The following is a 21,407-nucleotide window of genomic DNA, read 5'->3' as shown; positions in this document are numbered from 1 at the left end:
TACGATGGCCCGCGCTGTCCTACTGCCTGCGGGCCGCGCCATCGCTTCTATCCAGAGAATTCGTTTACCTATGTCTACCTACCTGATCGCGGCTTTATATAAGTTCGTGGAATTGCCCGATTTTGCCCAGATGCGTGATCCCCTGTTTGCCTTTTGTGAGCAGCACCAGGTCAAAGGCACGCTGTTGCTGGCACGCGAAGGAATTAACGGCACGATTGCCGGACCTGAGGAGGGTGTTCGTGCTGTCTTGGCGTACCTGAATTCGGATGCGCGCATTGCCGGTCTGGTCCATAAAGAGTCCTACGCCGACAAGGCCCCGTTTTATCGCCTCAAGGTCAAGCTCAAGAAAGAGATCGTCACACTGGGTGTGCCGGATTTGAAAACGGCCGAGATGGTGGGTGAGTACGTCGCCCCCGAAAACTGGAACGCCCTGATCAGCGATCCGGATGTGGTGGTCGTGGACACGCGTAATGATTACGAAGTGGGCATCGGGACGTTTAGCCGGGCCATCAATCCCAAAACCCAGAGCTTTACGGAGTTTCCGCAGTGGGTTGCCGAACAGTCCAAGGAAGGTGGCGTTTTACACGGCAAGCCCCGTGTGGCCATGTTCTGTACGGGCGGTATCCGCTGTGAGAAATCCACCGCTTTCATGCGCTCGCAGGGTTTTGAACAGGTCTATCACTTGCAAGGTGGTATTCTGAAGTATCTGGAAGAAATTCCGGCAGAGGAAAGCCTGTGGGATGGCGACTGCTTTGTGTTTGACGAGCGTGTGTCGGTCCGGCATGGGCTGGAGCCGGGTGATTACGATTTTTGCCGCGCCTGCCGCATGCCCATCAGTGAAGAGGAAAAGCAGTCAGCCCAATTTGAAGAGGGCGTCAGTTGCCCTTACTGTCACGGCCACAGCTCGCCCGAACAGATCGAGCGGTTTCGGGAGCGCCAGAAGCAGGTGGCTCTGGCTCGCGAACGCGAAGAGCGCCATATTGGCGTCAGCATGGATGAATTGGCAGAGCGCCGCGAAGCCGCCCGTCGCAAGGCCGAGGAGCAGCGCCTGCTGGCCCAGCAGGGCAAGGACCTCTAGCCTGTATCGGGCTGCTGTGTTACCTCTATCAGCTTGATTCTGGCCTTGGGCTGTTAACAAGTCGCCCTTCTTCCCTGGAAGGGCGACTTGTACACGCACCATCGCGCTAAGTCCGCGCTCATGCGCGGCTTTCCATCGGTATCGAGCATGTCCTTATCTGATTTACCCATTTTGTATTCTTTTCGCCGCTGCCCCTACGCCATGCGCGCACGGCTGGCGATTGCGGCCAGCGGCGTGTCTTGCCAGTTGCGCGAGGTCGTGCTGCGCGACAAACCGGACGCCCTGCGTCTGGCCTCTCCCAAAGCAACCGTGCCTGTGCTGGTCCTGCCTGATGGCAGGGTGATTGATGAAAGCCTGGATATCATGCGCTGGGCCTTGGCGATTCACGATCCCTGCCATTATTTACAGCCCGGACAGGGTCTGCACGAGCAGATGGAGGCCTTGATTGCTGCCAACGACGGCCCGTTCAAGAAGCATCTGGACTGTTATAAGTACCCGGATCGTCATACGGATGATGAGCAGTTCACGGAGGCGACGCGTTTCTCGGCCCTGCATCGGGCGCAAGCCAGTGAAATACTGATGGGCCTTAATGCCCGTATCGAGCAAGAGGGCTATCTGGTGGGTAAGACGCCTTGTCTGGCTGATCTGGCCATTGCCCCTTTTGTGCGGCAATTCGCTCAGGTGGATCGAGCTTGGTTCGACGCCCAGCCGTGGGCAGCCTTGTCGAGCTGGCTCGTGAATTTTCAATCCAGCACTTTGTTTGCGAGCATCATGGGCAAGTATCCCGCTTGGACGCCGGACAGCGAAATGGTGCTTTTTCCGGCAGGCTGACTGCCTGACTGACTCACTCTGTTTAGCAGTCCCTGCGGCCTTGTACTTGATGACTGCGTGTCTTAACACCTCGCCGGGCTCTTCTGCGTGGGTTTCGAGGCTTAATGACGAGTGAAAAGCAAAGCGACCCGCACGGCGAGGCAACTGCGACCACTCCGGCATGGGCCAGTAAAAAATGCCGGTTTTCAAGGGAAAACCGGCCTTTCTTGTCGCTGCGGGCGGAATCAGACCGCAACGCTGGCGCGAGGTTCGCTGCTTTCTTGAGCTGGAATCTCCTGGCCACCTCGTTGATGGAGGGTGACGCTGGTATCGAGGGGGGGCAGTTCCCCATTCATGGCGCTGTTGAGCTGATCGGTATTTAGCTCTCCTTCCCAGCGGGCGACCACAATGGTGGCTACGGCATTGCCCACCAGATTAGTCAGGGCGCGGCACTCGGACATAAAGCGGTCAATACCCAGGATCAGAGTCATGCCGGCAATAGGCACCGCGGGCACCACGGACAAGGTGGCCGCCAGTGTAATGAAACCGGCGCCGGTCACGCCAGCCGCTCCTTTGGAACTGAGCATGGCGACCAGCAAGAGTAGCACCTGCTCTTGCAAGCTCAGGGGAATATCGCAGGCCTGGGCAATGAACAGGGCAGCCATGGTCATGTAGATATTGGTCCCATCCAGATTGAAGGAATAGCCGGTAGGCACCACCAGGCCCACGACCGACTTGGCACACCCGGCCCGTTCCATTTTCTGCATCAGAGTGGGCAGAGCCGCTTCGGAGGAACTGGTGCCCAGTACGAGCAGCAGTTCTTCGCGGATGTAGCGGATCAGCTTGGTGATGGAAAATCCGTTGTAGCGGGCTACGGCCCCCAGAATGACCAGTACAAAAAGCACGGATGTCACGTAGAAGGTCACCACCAGCAGCGCCAGACTGGAGACCGACTCAATCCCATATTTGCCGATGGTAAAGGCAATGGCGCCGAAAGCGCCCACAGGGGCGGCCTTCATCAAGATGGCGACCAGCTTGAAGACCGGTGCCATCAAAGCCTGAAGGAACTTGAGCACTGGCTTGCCGTGGTCGCCCACGGCGGCCAGAGCGATGCCAAAGAGCACGGCCACGAACAGCACCTGCAAAATGTCACCCCCCGTAAAAGGGCTGATGAGGGTGGCCGGGATGATGTTCATCAAAAAGCCCGTCAGGGTGCTGTCATGGGCCTGCTGGACGTAGCCTTTGATGGCGCTGGAGTCCAGCGAGGCCGGGTCAATGTGCATTCCGTGGCCCGGTTGCACGATATTGCTCACCACCATGCCCACAATCAGGGCCAGGGTGGAGAAGGTCAGAAAGTAAATCATGGCCTTGCCGACCACCCGTCCCACCTTTTGAAGGTCCGTCATGGCGGCAATGCCGGTGGCGACCGTCAGGAAAATAACCGGTGCAATAATCATCTTGACCAGCTTGATGAATGCGTCGCCCAAGGGCTTCATGCTCTCGCCCAAGGACGGATAAAAATGACCCAGCAATATCCCGATGGTGATGGCGATGATGACCTGAACGTACAAAATTCGATACCACTTGATTTTGACAATCTGCGGTACCGGATGCTCTCCTGTGCTTATATCCATCATGATGTCGTCTCCGTGACTTGATGTAGCCGACCTGGCAGTCAGCTGGTGACCTGCTTGGAATTGTGTGTGGGCAGGCGGTTTACGCTCGCCGGAATCCGTGTTCCGGCCCATAAGCTCTTAGCTAAAGCAACATCCGTGCCAATCTGTTCGTAAACAGGAAGTCAGCAAATAAGCGGCTTGCGGGCAGGAGACTTCCCCGCTTTCTGTTTATGTGTGCGAAAATCCGCACAACGATTATGATTTTTTGGCGAAATTTCGCACGGATTTTATGAATTCCATTCCGGTTTCTTCGGGATTGCGGCGGCGCTTCAGGCTCGAATGGCTGTTTTTGCTGAGCGTGGCCGTGGTGCTGGGCCTGTTCGCTTTCTGGCGCTCGGCTGATTTGGGCACGGCCCGTTTGCTCACACAAAGCGAACAGCGGCTCGACTCCCTGATGCGTGGCAATGCGGGCTGGATTCAGACCATCCGTGACAAATTCCGCACATTGTCATTTGCCCTGGCGCAGGACGAGGCCTTGCGTCAGTACCTCATGGGCAACCCCGCCTATGGCGATGCCCAGGCACTGAACCGCAAGTTCGAGCAGTTGGCCGAGGACACCGGCGCACCGGTGCTGTATTTGCTGGATATTCATTCGCAGACGCTGGTCTCGAGCAATTGGCAGGCGCCCGACAGCTTTGTGGGCAATCACTATGGCTTTCGCCCTTATTTCACCAAAGCCCTGGAGCAGGGGCACGCTGAATACTTTGCTTTGGGAACCTCCAGCGGCAAGGCCGGGCTGTATATTTCCCGAATGGTGCAGGGGCAGGACGGCAAGGCCGTCGGCGTGGTGGTGATCAAGCTGGTGTTTGATCTGCTGGAAAAAGAGTGGGAAGGCTATGGCGACCGCATGTTTGTCAGCGATCCGAATGGCGTGATCTTGCTCAGTGGTGAGCCGGACTGGCGTTTGCACAGTCTGGATCAGGCCGCGCCCGAACAACTGGCCCAGCTGCGAGCCAGCCGGCAGTTTGGCAGCGAAGCTCTGGAGCCGGTGGGGCTGCGCATGTCGAACTCTGGAAACCGGGCCTCGTTCTGGACCTTGGGGCAGGAGCGGTTCTTGCATGTACAGCAAGCGGTGATGGGCAGCGACTGGACGCTACATGCGATGGCACCCATGGACGCCGCCTTGCGGACGCAGGCCTTTCAGTCCCGTCTGACCGTTATGGGCTTGTTGTGTGCGGCTCTGGTGCTGGCTGCCCTGGGCTTGCAGCGCAGTCAGCAGCGCCGTGAAACCCAGGCGCGTCAGGCCTTGTTGCGCGACGCTCTGGAGGAGGCCGTGGAGTCGCGCACCGCTCAGTTGCAGGTGGCGCGTCGTCGCCTGGAGCAGGAGATGCAGGCCTTGCAGGAGGCCCGCTCGCGTGCGCGCGATTTGCGAGAGCAGTTGGAGCAGGCCGAAAAATTGTCGTTTCTGGGGCAGGTGACGGCAGGAGTGGCCCACGAAATCAATCAGCCGGTGGCCGCCATTGAAGTCTACGCTGATAACACCTTGCGCCTGCTGGAGCAGGGGCAGACTGAGACCGCTCGCCAGAACCTGAGTCGCATCCAGGCGCTGACCCAGCGTATTGGCAGCATCACATCCCAGCTTTGTCATTACGCTCGCAAGCCGCAGGAGCAGGAAGGGCCCGTGCTGGTGCGGTCAGCAGTCGAGAGCGCCTGGCAGTTGCTGGAACATCGGGCGCGGGCGCAAGCGGTGGCGCTGGAGCAGGAGGGCATGAGCGAGCCCGTACAGGTATGGGCCTTGCCGGTCCGCCTGGAGCAGGTGCTGGTGAATTTGTTGCGTAATGCGCTCGATGCTCTTGAGGGGCGTTCTCAGGGACGTATTCGTATCGAGGTGATGAACGAGACGCGACATGTGCGCATCGTGGTGTCCGACAACGGGCCAGGCCTAAGTGCGGAAATTCGCCAGCGCCTGTTCACCCCCTTTAGTTCCAGCCGGCACCAAGGACTGGGATTGGGCCTGGTGATCTCGCACGATATTGTGGCGGCCCTCGGTGGCCGTCTGGAAGAAGGGCCGTCGCGTTTGGGCGGGGCCACGTTTCACATTGTGCTGCGGAATGCTGACAGCAAGCAGGACCAGGGAGAGGGTTGAAAATGGAAGTCGCGTTTGTTGATGATGATGCCGATCTGCGTGCTGCCGTTGTGCAAAGTCTGGAGCTGGCAGGCTTGAAGGTAATGGCTTTTGCCAGTGCTCAGGAGGCGTTGAGTCGCTTGCCCACGGATTATCCTGGGGTGGTGGTAACCGATATCCGGATGCCCGGGATGGATGGTCTGGCGCTGATGCGCGCCTTGCATGCCCGCGACCCGGATCAGCCTGTCGTTCTGATTACCGGCCATGGCGACATTGATATGGCCGTACAAGCCATGCGCGACGGTGCGTTTGATTTCCTGAGCAAACCTTACCAGGCAGAACGATTGTTGACAGTGATTCGCCATGCCGCCATGCAACGCAGTCTGGTCTTGCAGAACCGGGCCTTGCGCGAGGAGCTGGACGAGGATGGTCAGGGCCCGGCGCTTCTGGGCAATTCGGAGGTGATGATCAATCTGCGCGCTACGCTGCGCCACCTGGCCCAGTCCGATGTGGATGTGCTGGTGGAGGGGGAGACGGGAACGGGCAAAGAGGTTGTGGCCATGCTGCTGCATCGCTGGAGCGCTCGAGCTCAGCATCGGTTTGTGGCGCTCAATTGCGGAGCCTTGCCCGAAACCATTATTGAAAGCGAGTTGTTTGGTCATGAGGCGGGCGCTTTTACCGGTGCTCAGCGCAGACGGGTAGGCAGTGTGGAGCATGCTCATCAGGGCACTCTGTTTCTGGATGAGATTGAAAGCATGCCCATGATTGCGCAGGTACGCTTGCTGCGCGTGCTGGAAACCCGTTGCGTGACGCCTTTGGGCACCAATGAAGAGCACCCGGTCGATATTCGGGTAGTGGCCGCCAGCAAGGTGGATTTGTCCGATCCCGGACAACGTGCGAACTTCCGGGCGGATTTGTACTATCGCTTAAATGTGGTGACCTTGCGCCTGCCGCCGCTCCGAGAGCGCAAAGAAGATATTCCCATGCTGTTCGCGCATTTCGCTGCGCTCGCCGCCAAAAAATACGGCATGGCGCAAAAGATTCCCGATGCACACAGCCTGGCTTATATGCAGTCCCATCACTGGCCGGGAAATGTGCGCGAACTGGCGCATTTTGCACAGCGTGAGGTGTTGGGCGTGCAGCCTGTGCTCGCCAGGGAGGGGGTGGGAGAGGAGTTAAGTCTGCCCGCCCGCATGGAACAATTCGAGGCGCAGCAGATCCGGCAGGCCCTGGCACGTCATCGGGGTGATATCAAAGCGACACTGCAGGATCTGCGCATCCCGCGCAAAACCTTTTATGACAAGCTGCAGCGTCACGGTATTTCACGCAGCGATTTTGTGGAAGAGGGCCTGCCACAGAGCTGATTCTTCCGGTGGTGGCAAAGGCTTGTCTTTGACAGAGGTGCAGGCTGACGTGGTCGATGCTGCAGGCCGCCGTGGTTTTATTGTGTTTATTGATCGGGGAAGCTTTGCCGTAGCAAGGGGGCAAAGAGCGTGTGCGGGCCGACTTGTCCCGCGCAGCCGCAGGGTTCCTTAGCGGCGCAGTCACATAAAAATAGCGGCCAAGGCCGCTATTTTTTTATCGTACTGCCAGGCGGTGAAACCTTACTCCTGCATGCCGGGAACGATGCAGTTAAAGCCGGCGTCAACGTGCGTGATTTCGCCCGTGATGCCGCTGGCCAGTTCGGACATCAGGAAGGAGGCCACATTGCCCACTTCTTCGATGGTAACGTTGCGCTGCAGGGGGGCGTGGGTTTCGACGAACTTCAGGATGGTGGAGAAGTCCTTGATGCCGCTGGCAGCCAGGGTCTTGATGGGACCGGCCGAGATGGCATTGGCACGAATGCCGTACTCGCCCAGAGCGACGGCCAGGTAGCGCACGGACGCTTCCAAAGCGGCTTTGGCCACGCCCATTGTGTTGTAGTTGGGGATGGCCTTCTCGGCGCCCAGATAGGTCAGCGTCAGTACCGAACTCTTGCGACCCTTGAGCAAGGGCAGGGCGGCTTTTGCCAGCGCCGGGAAGCTATAGGCGGAAATGTCGTGAGCCACGCGGAACGACTCACGCGACAGACCATCCAGAAAATTGCCGGCAATGGCTTCACGAGGAGCAAAGCCGATGGAGTGAACCAGGCCGTCCAGACCGTCCCAGCGCTCGCCCAGCGAGGCCATGGCTTGTTCAATCTGCGCGTCTTCAGACACGTCACAGGGCAAGACGATATCCGTGCCCAGTTCCTGGGCGAAGCCTTCAACGCGTTCTTTAAACCGCTCGCCCACATAGGTCAGGGCAATATCAGCACCTTGTTGGCGACATGCTTGCGCAATCCCGTAAGCAATGGAGCGGTTCGAGAGAACGCCTGTGACCAGGATGCGTTTTCCTTGCAGGAAACCCATGCTGAAAATCCTTTATGTAATTAGTGGGTGGACTTAGCCACGAATATTGGAACCGGGAACACGCAAACGTGTGCCCCTGGAAAGAGAGTTGCCTTTGAGATTGTTCAGGCGTCGCAGTTCAGCCACCGAGGTGTCGTACCGTTTGGCCAAAGCGTAGAGTGTATCGCCCTGGCGGACTGTGTGGGTACGGACATTGGCTCCGCGGCGCAACACAACCGTGTCGCTCTTGCGGTTGACGCTGGCCGTTTGCGCGCGCGCCTGGCGGGCACTCTGGGCAACAGGAGCGGCCGGTGTATTGGTCAGGGAGGCCAACTGCAGACTGCCTTCACCCAAGGTCGTGCTGGGGACCAGCAGTGTCTGGGCGACCGCTTTGCTGCGTTTGCTGCTCAAGCCGTTAATGGAACGCAGTTGCGACAGGGTAATGCCGTGTCGCTGGGCGATGGACAAATAGCTTTCGCCGCGTTTGGCCTGGTAGGCTTTCCAGTTGCTGAGCTTGCCTTGGTAGGCTGCCAGATTGGCTTTGAAGATGTCTACTTTGTTGGCGGGCAACAGCAAGGTGCCGCGTTCGGCCGGAATGGTGGGGCGATTGTGGGCAGCATTCAATGCCTTGAACTCGTCCACGGAAATCTCGGCCAGTTCGGCCGCCAGGGCGACGTCAATGTCCTTGTTCTTGCGCACCGCAGTGAAATAGGGCGTATTGCTCACGGGAGGCAAGGTGATGCCGTAGCGCTCGGGGTTGGCCACAATATTTTTGATGGCCTGCAGCTTGGGGACGTAATTGCGCGTTTCGTCCGGCATTTTCAGTGATAAGTAATCAACGTCCAGGTTGGCTTGTTCGTTGCGTTCCATGGCGCGTCGTACTGACCCTTCGCCCCAGTTGTAGGAGGCCAGTGCCAGATACCAGTCACCCTGAAACTCGTACAGATACGACAGATAATCCAGGGCAGCACGGGTGGACTCGACCGGGTCACGGCGCTGGTCTACCCACCAGTTTTGCTCCAGCTTGTATTGCGTGCCGGTGCTGGGAATGAACTGCCACAGACCCGAAGCATGAGAGCGCGAATAGGCGACCGGGTTATAGGCGCTTTCCACAAAAGGCAGCAGCGCCAGTTCCGAGGGCAGACCCCGGGCATCGAGTTCGTCCATGATGTGATAAAGGTAGCGCGAGGCGCGCTGGCTCATGGTGCGGATGGACTCGGGGTGGGAGGCGTAATAATTGGTCCAGTAATCGACCAGGTCGGTATGCAGATTGGGGATGGCAAAGCCCCGGCGCATACGGTCCCAGGCATCTTTTGGGGGGTGGGTCAGATCAATCGTGCGAGACGTATCGGCGGCAATGCTGGTGGAGGTTTTGGCGGCTTTTTGGGGGCTGACCTTGGGGCCTGTGGCGCAACCTGCCAGCACGAAAGCGCATAGCAGCGCAAAAAGTCTCATTAGGTTCATTGCGGAATCTTCAGAAATTGTTTTTCCAGTCGCGCAGGCTGGCAAATACCTCGACAGGATTATTCAGAGGCCGGGCGGCATACTGCTCGGCAGCCTTGATAACAGCAGTCGTCTCGCAACGCAGAAACGGATTGGTAGCCAATTCTGTTTTCAGGGTGGAGGGCACCGTGGGCAAGTTCTGCTGACGCTTGAGCTTATCCTGTTCCCAACGTTCATGCAGGTGGGGACTGTCTGGCTCTACCTGCAAAGCCCAGCGTAAATTGGATAAGGTGTATTCGTGCGCACAGCAGATCAGGGTGTCCGCAGGCAGTGTCGCCAACTTGCCCAAGGAGTCCATCATTTGAGCCGGGGTGCCTTCAAAAAGACGTCCGCAACCGGCGGCAAACAAGGTATCACCACAGAAAACAAAGGGCTGTTTTACCTCATTTTTACCAAAGTACGCAACGTGTCCGGCAGTGTGACCGGGGATATCCAGCACCTCCAGCGTCAGTTCCAGGGTGGGCAAATCGACTTTGTCGGACTGTCCCACACGCACGTCACAGACGGGCAGACGCTCGTGGGCCGGGCCCCATACGCGTGCAGGATGCTTTGCCAGGATATCCTTGACACCGCCAACATGGTCACCATGGTGGTGTGTCAGTAAAATGGCATCCAGTTGTAAGGATTCGCGCGCCAGCCATTCCAATACCGGGGCGGCCTGGCCGGGGTCCACAACCAGAGCGTGACCGGCTCGAGCCAAAGCCCATATATAGTTGTCATTTAGAGCAGGAAGTGGAATCAGGCGAACATCGCTTGGCACAGGCCAGGTAAATGCATTCATCATGGTAGAGGGGGAAAGCGCCAGTGGAGCAGACTTTGAATGATCAATTTGCCCAGTGGTTGGAAACCGTACCGGGGCGATATGTGCGGGCCTGGGAACAAGCCGCGATTGATGCGGAGGTGGTCAACACCTTCGGGTATCATGCCATACAAATCGGATTGCCGCATTGGGACCTCCTGGCGCAAAGTCGGGTCTGTTTCAAGGTGTGTACCGCTCAGGCCGGCGTCTTGCCTGCCGATCAGAAAAATCTGGTTTATGCCCAACCTGAACATCTGCCTTTCGATACGCAAAGCATCGATCTGCTGATTTTGCCCCATACGCTGGAAAGCGCCAGTGATCCACATCAGGTGTTGCGCGAGGCCGAGCGTGTGCTGGTGCCTGAGGGGCGCATTATCCTGACAGGCTTCAATCCCGTCAGCCTCTGGGGAGTTCATGACTGGATACCGGGTCTGGATCGGGGTACGCCCACCCTGCCTGGCGATGTCATCTTTCCTTGGCGCTTGCGCGATTGGTTGAAACTCCTGTCCTTTGATGTGCAAAGCGCGCAGATGGGTTGTTATGCCCCCTTGTGCCGTCAGCAGGCCTGGCTGGATCGCTGGGGCTGGATGGAGCGCAGCGGTGCACGCTGGTGGAGCTTTGCCGGGGCGGTTTACATGGTGGGTGCCGTCAAGCGCACACCCGCCCTGCGCCTGGTCGGCCCCAAATGGAAGAAAAATCGTCGACGTGTGCGTCGGCCTATGGTGGTTGCCGGACGCGCTGCCGATGAAGGAATAAGCAAGACATGAGTGATGTTGTTGAGATCTGGACAGACGGGGCCTGCAAGGGCAACCCGGGTTTGGGTGGCTGGGGGGCTTTGCTGCGCCACGGTGGGCGCGAGAAAGCGATCTGTGGTGGCGAGGCCAATACCACCAATAACCGTATGGAACTGATGGCCGTGATCGAGGCCTTGAAAGCCCTGAAACGTCCTTGCCAGGTGCGGGTGCATACGGATTCGCAGTATGTGCAAAAAGGCATGAACGAATGGTTGCCGGGCTGGAAGGCCCGTGGCTGGCGCACGGCAGATAAGAAGCCTGTCAAAAATGCCGATTTGTGGCAGGAGCTGGAACAGCAGGCAGCCAAGCATGAGCTGACCTGGCTGTGGGTGCGCGGTCACGCAGGCGATCCCGGTAATGAACGGGCAGATCAGCTGGCCAATGAAGGGGTGGAAATCGCCAGGCAGTTATAAGATCGTGCGCAGATTCCCGGCCTGCAGATAGTACTATTAGCCACTCGTCATATTTTGTCAGACTGCTGTGCCGGCCTGACCGGTCAGGATAAGCCGCCCATGATTTCCACGCTGCGCCTCACGATTTTTCCCTTGTTTTTTGCGCTGTTCCTGAGCAGTACGCCAGGCTGGGCGCAGTCCGGAGCCACGCGAGTAGAAGTGCTGCCTGTGCGACAAAGCGAATTGATTCGTGATGTAGCCGCGGTAGGGACCTTGGTGGCCAGGGAATCGGTCATGCTGCGCCCCGAGATTAGCGGTCGCATTTCAGCCATCAGTTTTGAGGAAGGCCAGCCCGTCAGCAAGGGGCAACTGCTGGTTCAACTGGACCCAGCCATGGCGCAGGCACAATTGAATCAGGCTCAGGCCAATTTGAATCTGGCCAGTAGTCAGCATCAGCGCTCTGCCCAACTGAGCCGTCAAGGCTTTATCAGCCAGCAGGCCAAAGATGAGTCAGGCAGTCGCCTGGCCGTGCAGCAGGCCGAAGTGCAACTGGCACGGGTACAGTTGGACAAGACCCGTATCCGTGCCCCTTTCGATGGAGTCACGGGTTTGCGCAACGTGTCTGTGGGCGATTACGTGGGGCCGGGCACCGATCTGGTGCGACTGGAGGCGATCTCCAGTCTGAACGTGGACTTTCGCATTCCCGAACAATATCTGGCCGATGTGAAACCGGGCATGCCCGTTGAACTGGGTTTTGACGCTTTTCCAGGCCAGACCCGCAAAGGCTCGGTACTGGCAGTCAGCCCGGTGGTGGATGCCGCCGGCCGTTCGATTCTGCTGCGGGCGCAGGTACCCAACGAGGACGGCGCCTTGCGCCCCGGCCTGTTCAGTCGGGTCCGGCTGGAACTGTCGCGTTATCAGGCCTTGATGGTGCCGGAAACGGCATTGGCGCCTGCTGGTCAGGACCAGTACGTCTACGTGGTCAACGATGGTCGGGCAGAGCGTCGTCAGGTGCAGGTGGGCGTGCGAGAGCAAGGCTGGGTACAGGTGACGGGCAATCTGCAAGCGGGAGACAGCGTGTTGGTGGCGGGGCTGCAAAAGGTGCGTGATGGTGTGCCCGTCGACATTCAGGAAGTGATTGACGTGCAAGCACAGCCGCAGCAATAGGACAGGATCATGGTGCTTTCCGATTTATGTATCCGCCGTCCGGTATTTGCCACGGTGCTGTCCTTGGTGATCGTGCTGGTCGGTTTCATTGCTTATGAACGTCTGACGGTACGCGAGTACCCTGCCATTGATGAGCCCGTGGTGTCTGTCATCACCAATTACAAGGGCGCGTCGCCGGAGGTAATTGAATCTCAGGTGACCAAGCCGCTGGAAGATCAACTGTCGGGGATTGAGGGCGTCAATGTGATGACCTCGCGTAGCCGCTCCGAGCGCAGCCTGATCAATATCAAGTTCAATCTGGACCGGGCCCCGGATGCGGCTGCGGCCGATGTGCGCGACAAGGTCTCGCGCGCTCGACGCTTTCTGCCTGACGAAGTGGACGAGCCCATCATCAACAAGGTGGAGGCCGACTCCACTCCCATTATTTATGTGGGGGTCGACACGGGCAACTACAGCATGCTGGAGGCCTCGGACTACATCAACCGGTATATCAAGACGCGTTTGTCCGTTCTGCCCGGTGCGGCCGAAGTCCGGGTGTTTGGCGAGCGGCTGCCTGCCATGCGTATCGATCTGGACCGAACCCGCCTGGCGGCCTATCAGTTGACGGTACAGGACGTGGAAGATGCGCTGCGCAAACAGAACGTGCTGATCCCGGCAGGACGCATCGAGTCGGATGCGCGCGAATTTTCGGTGGTGTCATCGACCGACCTGGAAACGCCCGAGGAGTTTCGCGACATCATCATCAGTCAGGCGGCCGGCTACCCGGTACGTATCTCCGATATTGCCGAGGTGCGGATCGGGCCTGCCGAAGAACGGGTGCTGGCCCGTTTCAATGGACAAAACAGTTTGAATATTGGCGTGACCAAGCAGTCCACGGCCAACCCGCTGGATCTGTCCAAGTCGGTGCGCGCGGAAGTTGAGCGCATCAATGAAAGTCTGCCGGGCAATATGAAGCTGACCGTGGCTTACGACAGCTCCATCTTTATTCAGGAATCCATTGATTCGGTGTACACCACGATTGCCGAGGCCATCTTGCTGGTGGTGCTGGTGATTGTGTTCTTTCTGCGCAGTTTCCGCGCCAGCCTCATTCCCATCGTGACAATTCCGATCTCCTTGATCGGGGCGTTTGCCATCATGTACATGCTGGGTTTTTCCATCAATACCCTGACCTTGCTGGCGATGGTGCTGGCCATTGGTCTGGTGGTGGACGATGCAATTGTGGTGTTGGAAAACGTGTATCGGCATATCGAAGAAGGCAAAACTGCCATGCAGGCTGCTTTTTTAGGTGTGCGTGAGATTGCTTTTGCCGTGATTGCCATGACGCTGACCCTGGTGGCGGTGTATGCGCCGCTGGCATTTGCCACTGGACGCACGGGACGGCTGTTCATTGAGTTTGCCCTGACGCTGGCGGCTGCCGTGCTGGTATCGGGCTTTGTGGCCCTGACTCTGACCCCCATGATGTGCTCGCGTATGTTGCGCCCTCAGGGGGCAAAAGTAGGCCGTGTCAGTCAGGGGATCGAGAACTTTCTGGTCTGGCTCACGCGAACTTACCGCCGGGCCTTGATCCGGGCCCTGCGCTGGCGCTGGCTGGTTTTGCTGATCGGCGTTGCCGTAGCGGCCAGCAGTGCCTTGCTGTTTACGGTTATTAAAAGCGAACTGGCCCCGGTTGAGGATCGTGGCGTGATCTTCGGCATTGTGAGTTCGCCCGAAGGCGCTACATTGGACTACACCTTGCACAATGTGGAGCGAGTCGAAGCCTTGTATCGCGACATCCCGGAAACCGAGGGCTATCAGTCCATTATTGGTTTTCCCACCGTGACAGACTCGTTTGCCATCTTGCGTCTGAAACCCTGGCAGGAGCGCTCGCGCACTCAGCAGTCGATCGCGCGTGAACTGCAGCCGCATTTCTCGGCCATCCCCGGCGCACGGGCCTTTCCCACCAACCCGCCTTCCCTGGGGCAGCGGGCCACTTCCAAACCCGTGGAGTTTGTCATCATGAGTCAGGCTCCCTATCCGGAGCTGGCTCGAATTGTGGACGGCTTTCTGGCGGAGCTGAAGGATTATCCGGGACTGTTGAATGTGGATACGGACTTACGCCTGAACACGCCTGAAATCCGCATTGATGTGGATCGCGACAAGCTGGCCGATACGGGCGTTTCGGTAGAGGTCGTGGGCCGCACCCTAGAGTCCATGCTGGGCGGGCGTCAGGTGACCCGTTACAAGAGTGATGGTGAACAGTACGATGTGATCGTGCAGGTAGATAAACAGGCTCGCTCCAGCCCGCAGAATATCCTGGATATTTATGTTCGCACCAAGGACGGCGGCATGGTTCAGGCATCCAATTTCCTGAAAGTTCGCGAAAGCGTGTCCCCTCAATCGCTGAACCACTTCAATCGTTTGCGTGCCGTGATTGTGGAGGCCTCGGTGGCTCCTGGCTATGCCTTGGGAGAGGTGCTCGAACACATGAATGAGGTGGCGCGCAAGACGCTGCCCGAAACCGTGCAGACCGATCTGGACGGACAATCGCGTGAGTTCCGGGACTCCTCGGGCAGTATCTATCTGGTGTTTCTGATGGCGCTGGCCTTCATTTACCTGGTGCTGGCTGCCCAGTTCGAAAGCTGGCGCAATCCGCTCATCATCATGCTGTCCGTGCCTCTGTCCATGACAGGCGCTTTGCTGGCTCTGTGGCTCTCAGGCGGAACCTTGTCCATTTATAGTCAGATTGGCTTGATTACTCTGGTGGGCCTGATTACCAAGCATGGCATTTTGATCGTGGAATTTGCCACCCAGCAGCGCGAGGCCGGAGCCAGTTTGTACAATGCCGTAGTGCGGGCCTGCGAGATGCGGCTGCGTCCCATCCTGATGACGACCGGCGCGATGGTGCTGGGGGTGTTGCCCCTGGCCTATGCCACCGGAGCGGGGGCTGAATCGCGTCAGCAGATCGGCTGGGTGCTGGTCGGCGGTTTGACGTTGGGTACCGTGTTAACCCTGTTTGTGGTGCCTGTTGCCTATACGCTGATAGCAGGGCGCAAAGCGGGGCAGGACGAGCAGCTTGAGCTGATTGATAAGCCCCAGGCCTCTCTCTAAACTGAGGGTCGGGGCGGCTACGGGGCGTCTGTCCAGCCAAGGCTTTATGCCGTGATCGACTATTGTAGGAAAAGTGAATGCGTCAAATTATTCTGGATACTGAAACCACCGGTCTGGAGCCGCGTGAAGGACACCGTATCGTTGAAGTGGGTGGGGTGGAGCTGTTCAACCGCAAATTGACTGGCCGCCATTTGCACCTGTATCTGAACCCGGATCGGGACTCCGATCCCGAAGCGCTGGCCATTCATGGTTTGACCACCGAGTTTTTGGCCGGGCATCCACGTTTCAAGGATGTGGTCGACCAAGTGCTGGATTTTGTGCAGGATGCAGAGGTCATTATTCATAATGCCTCGTTCGACACGCGCTTTCTGGATGCCGAACTGGAACGAGTCGGTAAAGGGCCTTTCTCGGAGTATTGCGCCAGCATCACCGACTCCTTGCTGGTGGCCCGGGAAATGCACCCCGGCAAGCGTAACTCCCTGGATGCCTTGTGCGAGCGCTACGGTATTTCCAACTCTCACCGCACCTTGCACGGCGCTTTGCTGGACTCGGAATTGCTGGCCGATGTCTGGCTGGCCATGACGCGGGGTCAGGATGCCTTGTTGATGGACTTTGACGAGTCCGATGGGCAAGGAGGACAGGGCAGCGATTTGAGCCTGGGCAAGTTTGATCCCAGCGTGTTGAAAGTGCTGCGCGCTTCGCCAGCCGATCAGGCCGAGCATGAAAAATACATGGACCTGCTGGAAAAGCAGAACAAAAAGCCACCCATGTGGCGCGAGATGCTCCAGCCAGTTACCGAATAATTATTCAGGAAAAATAGCAGGCCAAACCTTGTTAATCAGGCAAGGCCATGCTATAGTCTTTTTCTTCGCAGTTTGCAGCTCTTGCAAGCTACGGGCGGTTAACTCAGTGGTAGAGTGCCACCTTCACACGGTGGAAGTCACAAGTTCGAACCTTGTACCGCCCACCATCTTCGCTTTTCTTTATTTCCCCCCTTTGCTATCGAACATTGCCCTTATTGCGGCGGCGTGCCTGCGTCCTTGTCCGGCCTGTGTCCGCTGAGGTGGGCTGAGTTCAGGTCGTCGGTTGCCAACAGCCGATGGTTGAGGTGAGCAGTGCTGGCCCGTGCTTGAAAACAAAAACGCCCAGTGACGCATCACTGGGCGTTTTTTGTTCAGTCAGGCCTTGATGTTAGATCAAGGCAGACTGCCTGGCGTTACAGCCAGGTCAGACCGATCGAGATCACGATGCCCGAGACAATCAGTTGAATCAGGCAAAAGCCCATGATGTCTTTGGCTTTCAGGCCCGCAATTGCCAGCACTGGCAGAGCCCAGAAGGGTTGCAGCATGTTAGTCCAGGAATCGCCCCAGGCAACGGCCATGGCAGTACGCGCCATATCGGCGTCCAAGGCCTGGGTGGCAGCAATTACAACCGGGCTTTGTACCGCCCACTGTCCACCGCCCGAAGGTACAAAAATATTGACCAGACCGGCGCTCATGAAGGTCCAGAAGGGCAGGGTGGTGGCGGTTGCAAAGGACACCATCCATTCGGACAAGCTGGCCGCCAGACCGGAATCAATCATGATTGCCATGATGCCGGCGTAAAAGGGGAACTGGATCACAATACCGGCACCGCCACGAATGGCCTCGTCCAGACTTTTGAGTAGACGTCGAGGGGTACCGTGCAGCAGGATGGCCAGAATCAGAAAGGTGAAATTGATCACGTTCAGGTTCAGAGTGGCCCCACGCAGCACGTAGTAATCAAACAGGTACGCCAGGCCCGCCACACCAATCACGATTGAGATCAGGCGACTGTTTTCCAGTCGATCTGCGGGACGGTCCGTGGTTTGTTTGACATCATCGGGCGCATCTTCCAGCAGGTTTGGGTCTACATAAATGCTTTCCTTGTCGCTGGGCAGCATCAGGCGATTGACGAGCGGGACCAGAATGAACAAGGCGATCACGATCGCCAGGTTGAAGAAGGCAAAGATAGTGTCTGATGTACTGATAATGCCAATTTTGTCTTCGGAGAAATGTCCCGAGGTGGCAATGGTCAGCGGTACGGAACCGGCCAGGCCGCCGTGCCAGACCAGAAAACCCGAGTACGCACTGGCAACCAGCAGACGGTAATCAACGCGAACCTGACGCGCCAGCTCCTTGGCAAACAAGGCGCCGACGACTAGGCCGAAACCCCAGTTGATCCAGCTGGCGGCCAGCGAAACCAGGGTGACCAGAATAATGGCCGAGCCGGCAGAGCGGGCCAGAGAGGCAAGTCCCCGCAACCAGCTTTTCACCAAGGGTGTGCTGGCCAGCATGTGTCCAGTCAGCAAAACCAGCAGCATTTGCATGGCAAAGGTCAACAGTCCCCAAAAACCGTTGCCCCAGTACTGGATGATCTCCATCGGAGAGCGTTGCTCGAAAGCCATGGCGGCAATGCCGGCAATCAAGGTGAGCAGGATGACGAAAATATACGGATCGGGAAGATAGCGTTCAACCAGGCGGACCGAACCGCGCGTCATGGCTTTAAACATAGAGTGTGCTCCTGTGGACTTGCGCCAGTATTTGCGCGGGTCCAGATGTTTTGAGAGTGTATGGATGCCTGTTGGTCGGGCATCTTGCTGACAGCATTCCGATAAGAATGCTCAGTACGGCCGTATTGTTGGCGAGATGTCGCTCATTGTGAAGACGGGAAAACCTGCACCCTCATGTTCTGGACCCTTGTTCTCTTACGCTATGTGCTTTACTATATAACGGTGTTTTCGAAAGAACCGTCACTCATCGCTCGATGATGGGTTCTGTTTACGGGCCCCTGGGGCCCGTTTTTTTTTGCCATGAAATGTGTGGTGTTGCCATTGGGCTTTCTCTCGGGCGCAACCCATAGAGAAATGGGATGAGACAAGCGCCCAGACTTCTTGCTGCCGCAGGCTTTTTTGTTGTGCATGAGATCGTGGCGGCAGTTGGAGCCAGTCTCCGACTGCCAGCGCACACGGTTGAATTACCGGTTTGATATGCGCGAGGGGCCTGGGGCCCCCCGAACTTCTCACATGTTCTTCAGCGCAGCACGACCATACTGATTGTTGTGCTCCACCACGCGCGTCAGCATGGTCATAAACGTCTGACGCTGTTTGGCGGTCAGTGGGTCCAGCAGTCGCTCTTGTGCCCGGTTCATGCCGCTACTGATTTCCTTCATGGCCGCCAGACCGGCTTCGGTGATGTACGTTTGGCGGGAACGGCGGTCCTCGGGGTTGATGCGTCGCCCCAGCAAGCCTTTTTCTTCCAGCCTGCGGATGACATCGGCGGAGGTAGTGCGATCCAGGCCTAGCTCGTAACCAATCGTGGTCTGATCCAGCCAGGGGGAGCCCATCAACACCGACAGGACTCCGTGCTGGACAGGCGTGAGGTCGCTTTTGCACTCCTCGTAGAACATGGCGTAGTGAATCTGGTTAAGACGGCGAACCAGAAAACCGGGCCGGGACCACAGTTTGCGTCGATACAGCTCGGCATTTTCTTCTTCCACTGGACCCAGGATTTCGGCCTCGTCGGCTTCCAGTCGTTCTTCTTGCTTTAGCTCGGCGTGATTCTTCATGGATAAGTCAGTCATCGATTGAGTGGCCTTCAGCCTGTTGCCCAGAAAGGCAGCACACTGAAAGCGGGACGACCTGCAAAGGGTACGGCTGCAAGGTCGGCGTCTACAAGGAAAGCAGGGCTACGCTAAGGTGAACAAAAGCCCTGATTTCTGATTTGTAGTCATTTCTACAGGCGCTGTCCACGCCCCAAAGTATATGTGATTTCCCGACTTGCTGAAAACAATAATAATCAGCATACTGATAGATATTGTTGGGGGGTCAAACGATTGACCTTATGTAAATCAATAATTTAGGGAATATTTACGGTGAAACGTATTAAAAAAATAGCACTGGAGGAGCACTTCAACGCCGTGGGCTTTGAGGATTATTCCAAGGCCTTTGTCAAACATATCGACAGTGCCGACGCGCGCGAATTGATGGCCCGTTTGCAGGACTTTGACGCGCAGCGTCTGGAAGTGATGGACCGCGCTGGCATCGAGTATGTCGTGCTGTCCCAGACCGGTCCTGGCGTGCAGGTGGAAAAAGACGTGTCAGTGGCAATCGCGCGCGCTCGTCAGAATAATGATTTCCTGGCACAGCAAATTGCACACCACCCCGATCGTCTGGGTGGTTTTGCCACTTTGCCCATGCAGGACCCGGCAGCCGCCGCGCAGGAGTTGACGCGTGCCGTGCAGGATTTGGGTCTGAAAGGGGCCCTGGTCAACGGTCACACCCATGGCGTGTATTACGACAGCCGCGAATATGACGCGTTTTGGGAAACCGTGCAGAAGCTGGATGTGCCCTTCTACCTGCATCCCTTTGATGCCTATGAAATGCCACACGCTTATTCCGGCCACCCGGAGCTGATGGGCGCAACCTGGGGGTGGGGGGTAGAGACCGGTACCCACGCATTGCGCATGTTGTTCGGTGGTGTGTTTGACCGCTGCCCGGAAGTGAAGCTGGTGCTGGGGCATATGGGCGAAGGCCTGCCATTTCAGCGCTGGCGCTACGACAGCCGTTTTGCGGTCTACCCACACGGTGTCACCCTGAAGCGCAAGCCGTCCGAGTACATCGGCAGCAATATTCTGATCACCACTTCTGGTGTCTGTTCCGCCCCGACCCTGATGGGCGCGATTGGTGAAATGGGCGCCGAGGCCGTGTTGTTCTCCGTGGACTACCCATATGAATCCACCGAGCTGGCTGCCGATTTCATCGAGTCAGCGCCGATGGATGACAAGACCCGCGAGCTGGTGTGTTACGGCAACGCGGCTCGTCTGTTCAAGCTGGACCGGAGCTAAGGATGAGCACATTTTTGTATGGCGGCCATGTTCACGCCAATGGCATTCGTCAGCACTATTTGCGCTACGGTGGGTGGGCCGACGGTCGCGATCAGCGTCCTGCGGTCATCATTGTTCCCGGCATTACCAGCCCGGCGGTGACCTGGGGTTTTGTGGGCGAGCAGTTCGGCCAGCACTTTGACACCTATATTCAGGACGTGCGTGGCCGTGGTTTGAGCGAAGCGGCCGAAGGCATGGACTACAGCCTGGATGCGCAGGCCGATGACCTGATTGCCTTGGCCCAGGCACTGGGCCTGAAGGACTACATCGTGGTCGGTCATTCGATGGGCGCGCGCATAGGCTTGCGTGCCGCGCACAAGAACAGCGAAGGTTTGAACCGTCTGGTGATGGTGGACCCGCCCGTCTCCGGCCCTGGTCGTCGGGCCTACCCGGCCAAGCTGCCCTGGTACGTGGATTCCATGGCGATGGCCCGCAAAGGGTGTACCGCAGAAGACATGCGTGCCTTTTGCCCGACCTGGACGGAAGAACAATTGCAATTGCGCGCCCAGTGGCTGCACACCTGCCACGAGCCGGCGATTCTGGCCAGCTTTGAAGGTTTCCACACCGACGATATCCACGTGGACTTCCCGCATTTGACGGTGCCCGCCTTGTTGATGACGGCCGAGCGTGGAGACGTGGTGCGTGATGAAGATGTAGCCGAGATTGAGCAGTTGGCCCCGGGCGTTCAGCACGTACGCGTGCCCAATGCCGGTCACATGATCCCTTGGGATAACGAAGCAGGCTTTTACGAAGCCTTCGGTGATT

17 protein-coding genes and 1 tRNA gene are annotated in these 21,407 nt (G+C 57.7%); 12 read left to right on the top strand and 6 right to left on the bottom strand.

Going from position 1 to position 21,407, the window contains the following annotated elements:
• Positions 1–70 precede the first annotated feature (70 nt).
• Both trhO and V6936_RS15365 read left to right on the top strand, forming a co-directional pair.
• Entirely contained in the window at positions 71–1,078 is a 1,008-nt protein-coding gene (gene trhO, locus V6936_RS15370; RefSeq protein ID WP_003805543.1) for an oxygen-dependent tRNA uridine(34) hydroxylase TrhO, read from the top strand.
• Positions 1,079–1,225: 147 nt separating this feature from the next.
• Positions 1,226–1,909, top strand: a complete 684-nt coding sequence (locus V6936_RS15365; RefSeq protein WP_003805540.1) for a glutathione S-transferase — start codon at positions 1,226–1,228, stop codon at positions 1,907–1,909.
• Between the two features lie 224 nt (positions 1,910–2,133).
• On the opposite strand, the gene V6936_RS15360 is transcribed toward V6936_RS15365, so the two are convergent.
• Entirely contained in the window at positions 2,134–3,525 is a 1,392-nt protein-coding gene (locus tag V6936_RS15360) for a dicarboxylate/amino acid:cation symporter (protein WP_003805539.1), read from the bottom strand.
• Between the two features lie 268 nt (positions 3,526–3,793).
• Between V6936_RS15360 and V6936_RS15355 the strand changes: the two genes are divergently transcribed.
• Both V6936_RS15355 and V6936_RS15350 read left to right on the top strand, forming a co-directional pair.
• Entirely contained in the window at positions 3,794–5,650 is a 1,857-nt protein-coding gene (locus V6936_RS15355; protein WP_230406201.1) for a sensor histidine kinase, read from the top strand.
• A gap of 2 nt (positions 5,651–5,652) precedes the next feature.
• Positions 5,653–6,993: a sigma-54-dependent transcriptional regulator gene (locus V6936_RS15350; RefSeq protein WP_059318288.1), complete on the top strand. Its 1,341-nt coding sequence runs from the start codon at positions 5,653–5,655 to the stop codon at positions 6,991–6,993.
• 240 nt (positions 6,994–7,233) lie between these two features.
• Here V6936_RS15350 and fabI read toward each other — a convergent pair whose 3' ends face one another.
• Genes fabI through gloB form a run of 3 tightly spaced genes read right to left on the bottom strand, consistent with a single transcriptional unit; the run spans position 7,234 to position 10,282 of the window.
• Positions 7,234–8,019, bottom strand: coding sequence for an enoyl-ACP reductase FabI (fabI, locus tag V6936_RS15345; RefSeq protein ID WP_003805533.1), 786 nt, complete (start codon positions 8,017–8,019; stop codon positions 7,234–7,236).
• Between the two features lie 33 nt (positions 8,020–8,052).
• Positions 8,053–9,462: a transglycosylase SLT domain-containing protein gene (locus V6936_RS15340; RefSeq protein WP_039944112.1), complete on the bottom strand. Its 1,410-nt coding sequence runs from the start codon at positions 9,460–9,462 to the stop codon at positions 8,053–8,055.
• Between the two features lie 10 nt (positions 9,463–9,472).
• Positions 9,473–10,282 (bottom strand): hydroxyacylglutathione hydrolase, encoded by an 810-nt coding sequence (gene gloB, locus V6936_RS15335; protein WP_426345855.1) that lies wholly within the window; start codon positions 10,280–10,282, stop codon positions 9,473–9,475.
• A 23-nt stretch (positions 10,283–10,305) separates the two neighbouring features.
• Between gloB and V6936_RS15330 the strand changes: the two genes are divergently transcribed.
• The 6 genes from V6936_RS15330 to V6936_RS15305 all read left to right on the top strand — a co-directional run bounded on the left by V6936_RS15330 (position 10,306) and on the right by V6936_RS15305 (position 16,710).
• Entirely contained in the window at positions 10,306–11,067 is a 762-nt protein-coding gene (locus V6936_RS15330) for a class I SAM-dependent methyltransferase (protein WP_003805527.1), read from the top strand.
• Positions 11,064–11,507, top strand: coding sequence for a ribonuclease HI (gene rnhA, locus V6936_RS15325; RefSeq protein WP_003805526.1), 444 nt, complete (start codon positions 11,064–11,066; stop codon positions 11,505–11,507). Before V6936_RS15330 ends, rnhA begins: the two co-directional genes overlap by 4 nt.
• Before the next feature lie 99 nt (positions 11,508–11,606).
• Positions 11,607–12,653, top strand: coding sequence for an efflux RND transporter periplasmic adaptor subunit (locus V6936_RS15320; protein ID WP_003805523.1), 1,047 nt, complete (start codon positions 11,607–11,609; stop codon positions 12,651–12,653).
• Between the two features lie 9 nt (positions 12,654–12,662).
• Positions 12,663–15,740 carry an efflux RND transporter permease subunit gene (locus V6936_RS15315; protein ID WP_003805520.1) on the top strand — a complete coding sequence of 1,026 codons (3,078 nt, stop codon included), beginning with the start codon at positions 12,663–12,665 and terminating at the stop codon, positions 15,738–15,740.
• A 77-nt stretch (positions 15,741–15,817) separates the two neighbouring features.
• A complete protein-coding gene (dnaQ, locus tag V6936_RS15310) occupies positions 15,818–16,543 on the top strand; it encodes a DNA polymerase III subunit epsilon (RefSeq protein WP_003805518.1) in 726 nt (241 codons plus the stop codon).
• Between the two features lie 92 nt (positions 16,544–16,635).
• Positions 16,636–16,710 (top strand) — tRNA-Val (locus V6936_RS15305).
• Positions 16,711–16,956: 246 nt separating this feature from the next.
• Here V6936_RS15305 and V6936_RS15300 read toward each other — a convergent pair.
• A complete protein-coding gene (locus V6936_RS15300; protein ID WP_240209216.1) occupies positions 16,957–18,270 on the bottom strand; it encodes a short-chain fatty acid transporter in 1,314 nt (437 codons plus the stop codon).
• Between the two features lie 509 nt (positions 18,271–18,779).
• Positions 18,780–19,340, bottom strand: a complete 561-nt coding sequence (locus tag V6936_RS15295; protein ID WP_003805514.1) for a MarR family winged helix-turn-helix transcriptional regulator — start codon at positions 19,338–19,340, stop codon at positions 18,780–18,782.
• A 291-nt stretch (positions 19,341–19,631) separates the two neighbouring features.
• On the opposite strand from V6936_RS15295, the gene V6936_RS15290 reads away from it, so the two are divergent.
• Positions 19,632–20,603 carry an amidohydrolase family protein gene (locus V6936_RS15290; protein WP_059318290.1) on the top strand — a complete coding sequence of 324 codons (972 nt, stop codon included), beginning with the start codon at positions 19,632–19,634 and terminating at the stop codon, positions 20,601–20,603.
• Positions 20,604–20,605: 2 nt separating this feature from the next.
• The coding region (locus tag V6936_RS15285) for an alpha/beta fold hydrolase (protein WP_336580057.1) at positions 20,606–21,407 on the top strand (802 nt) is incomplete at its 3' end.

Source organism: Alcaligenes sp. CHO6 (assembly GCF_037120595.1).
GTDB classification, from domain to species: Bacteria; Pseudomonadota; Gammaproteobacteria; order Burkholderiales; family Burkholderiaceae_B; genus Alcaligenes; species Alcaligenes ammonioxydans.
This window is presented reverse-complemented; position numbering and strand designations above follow the sequence as displayed.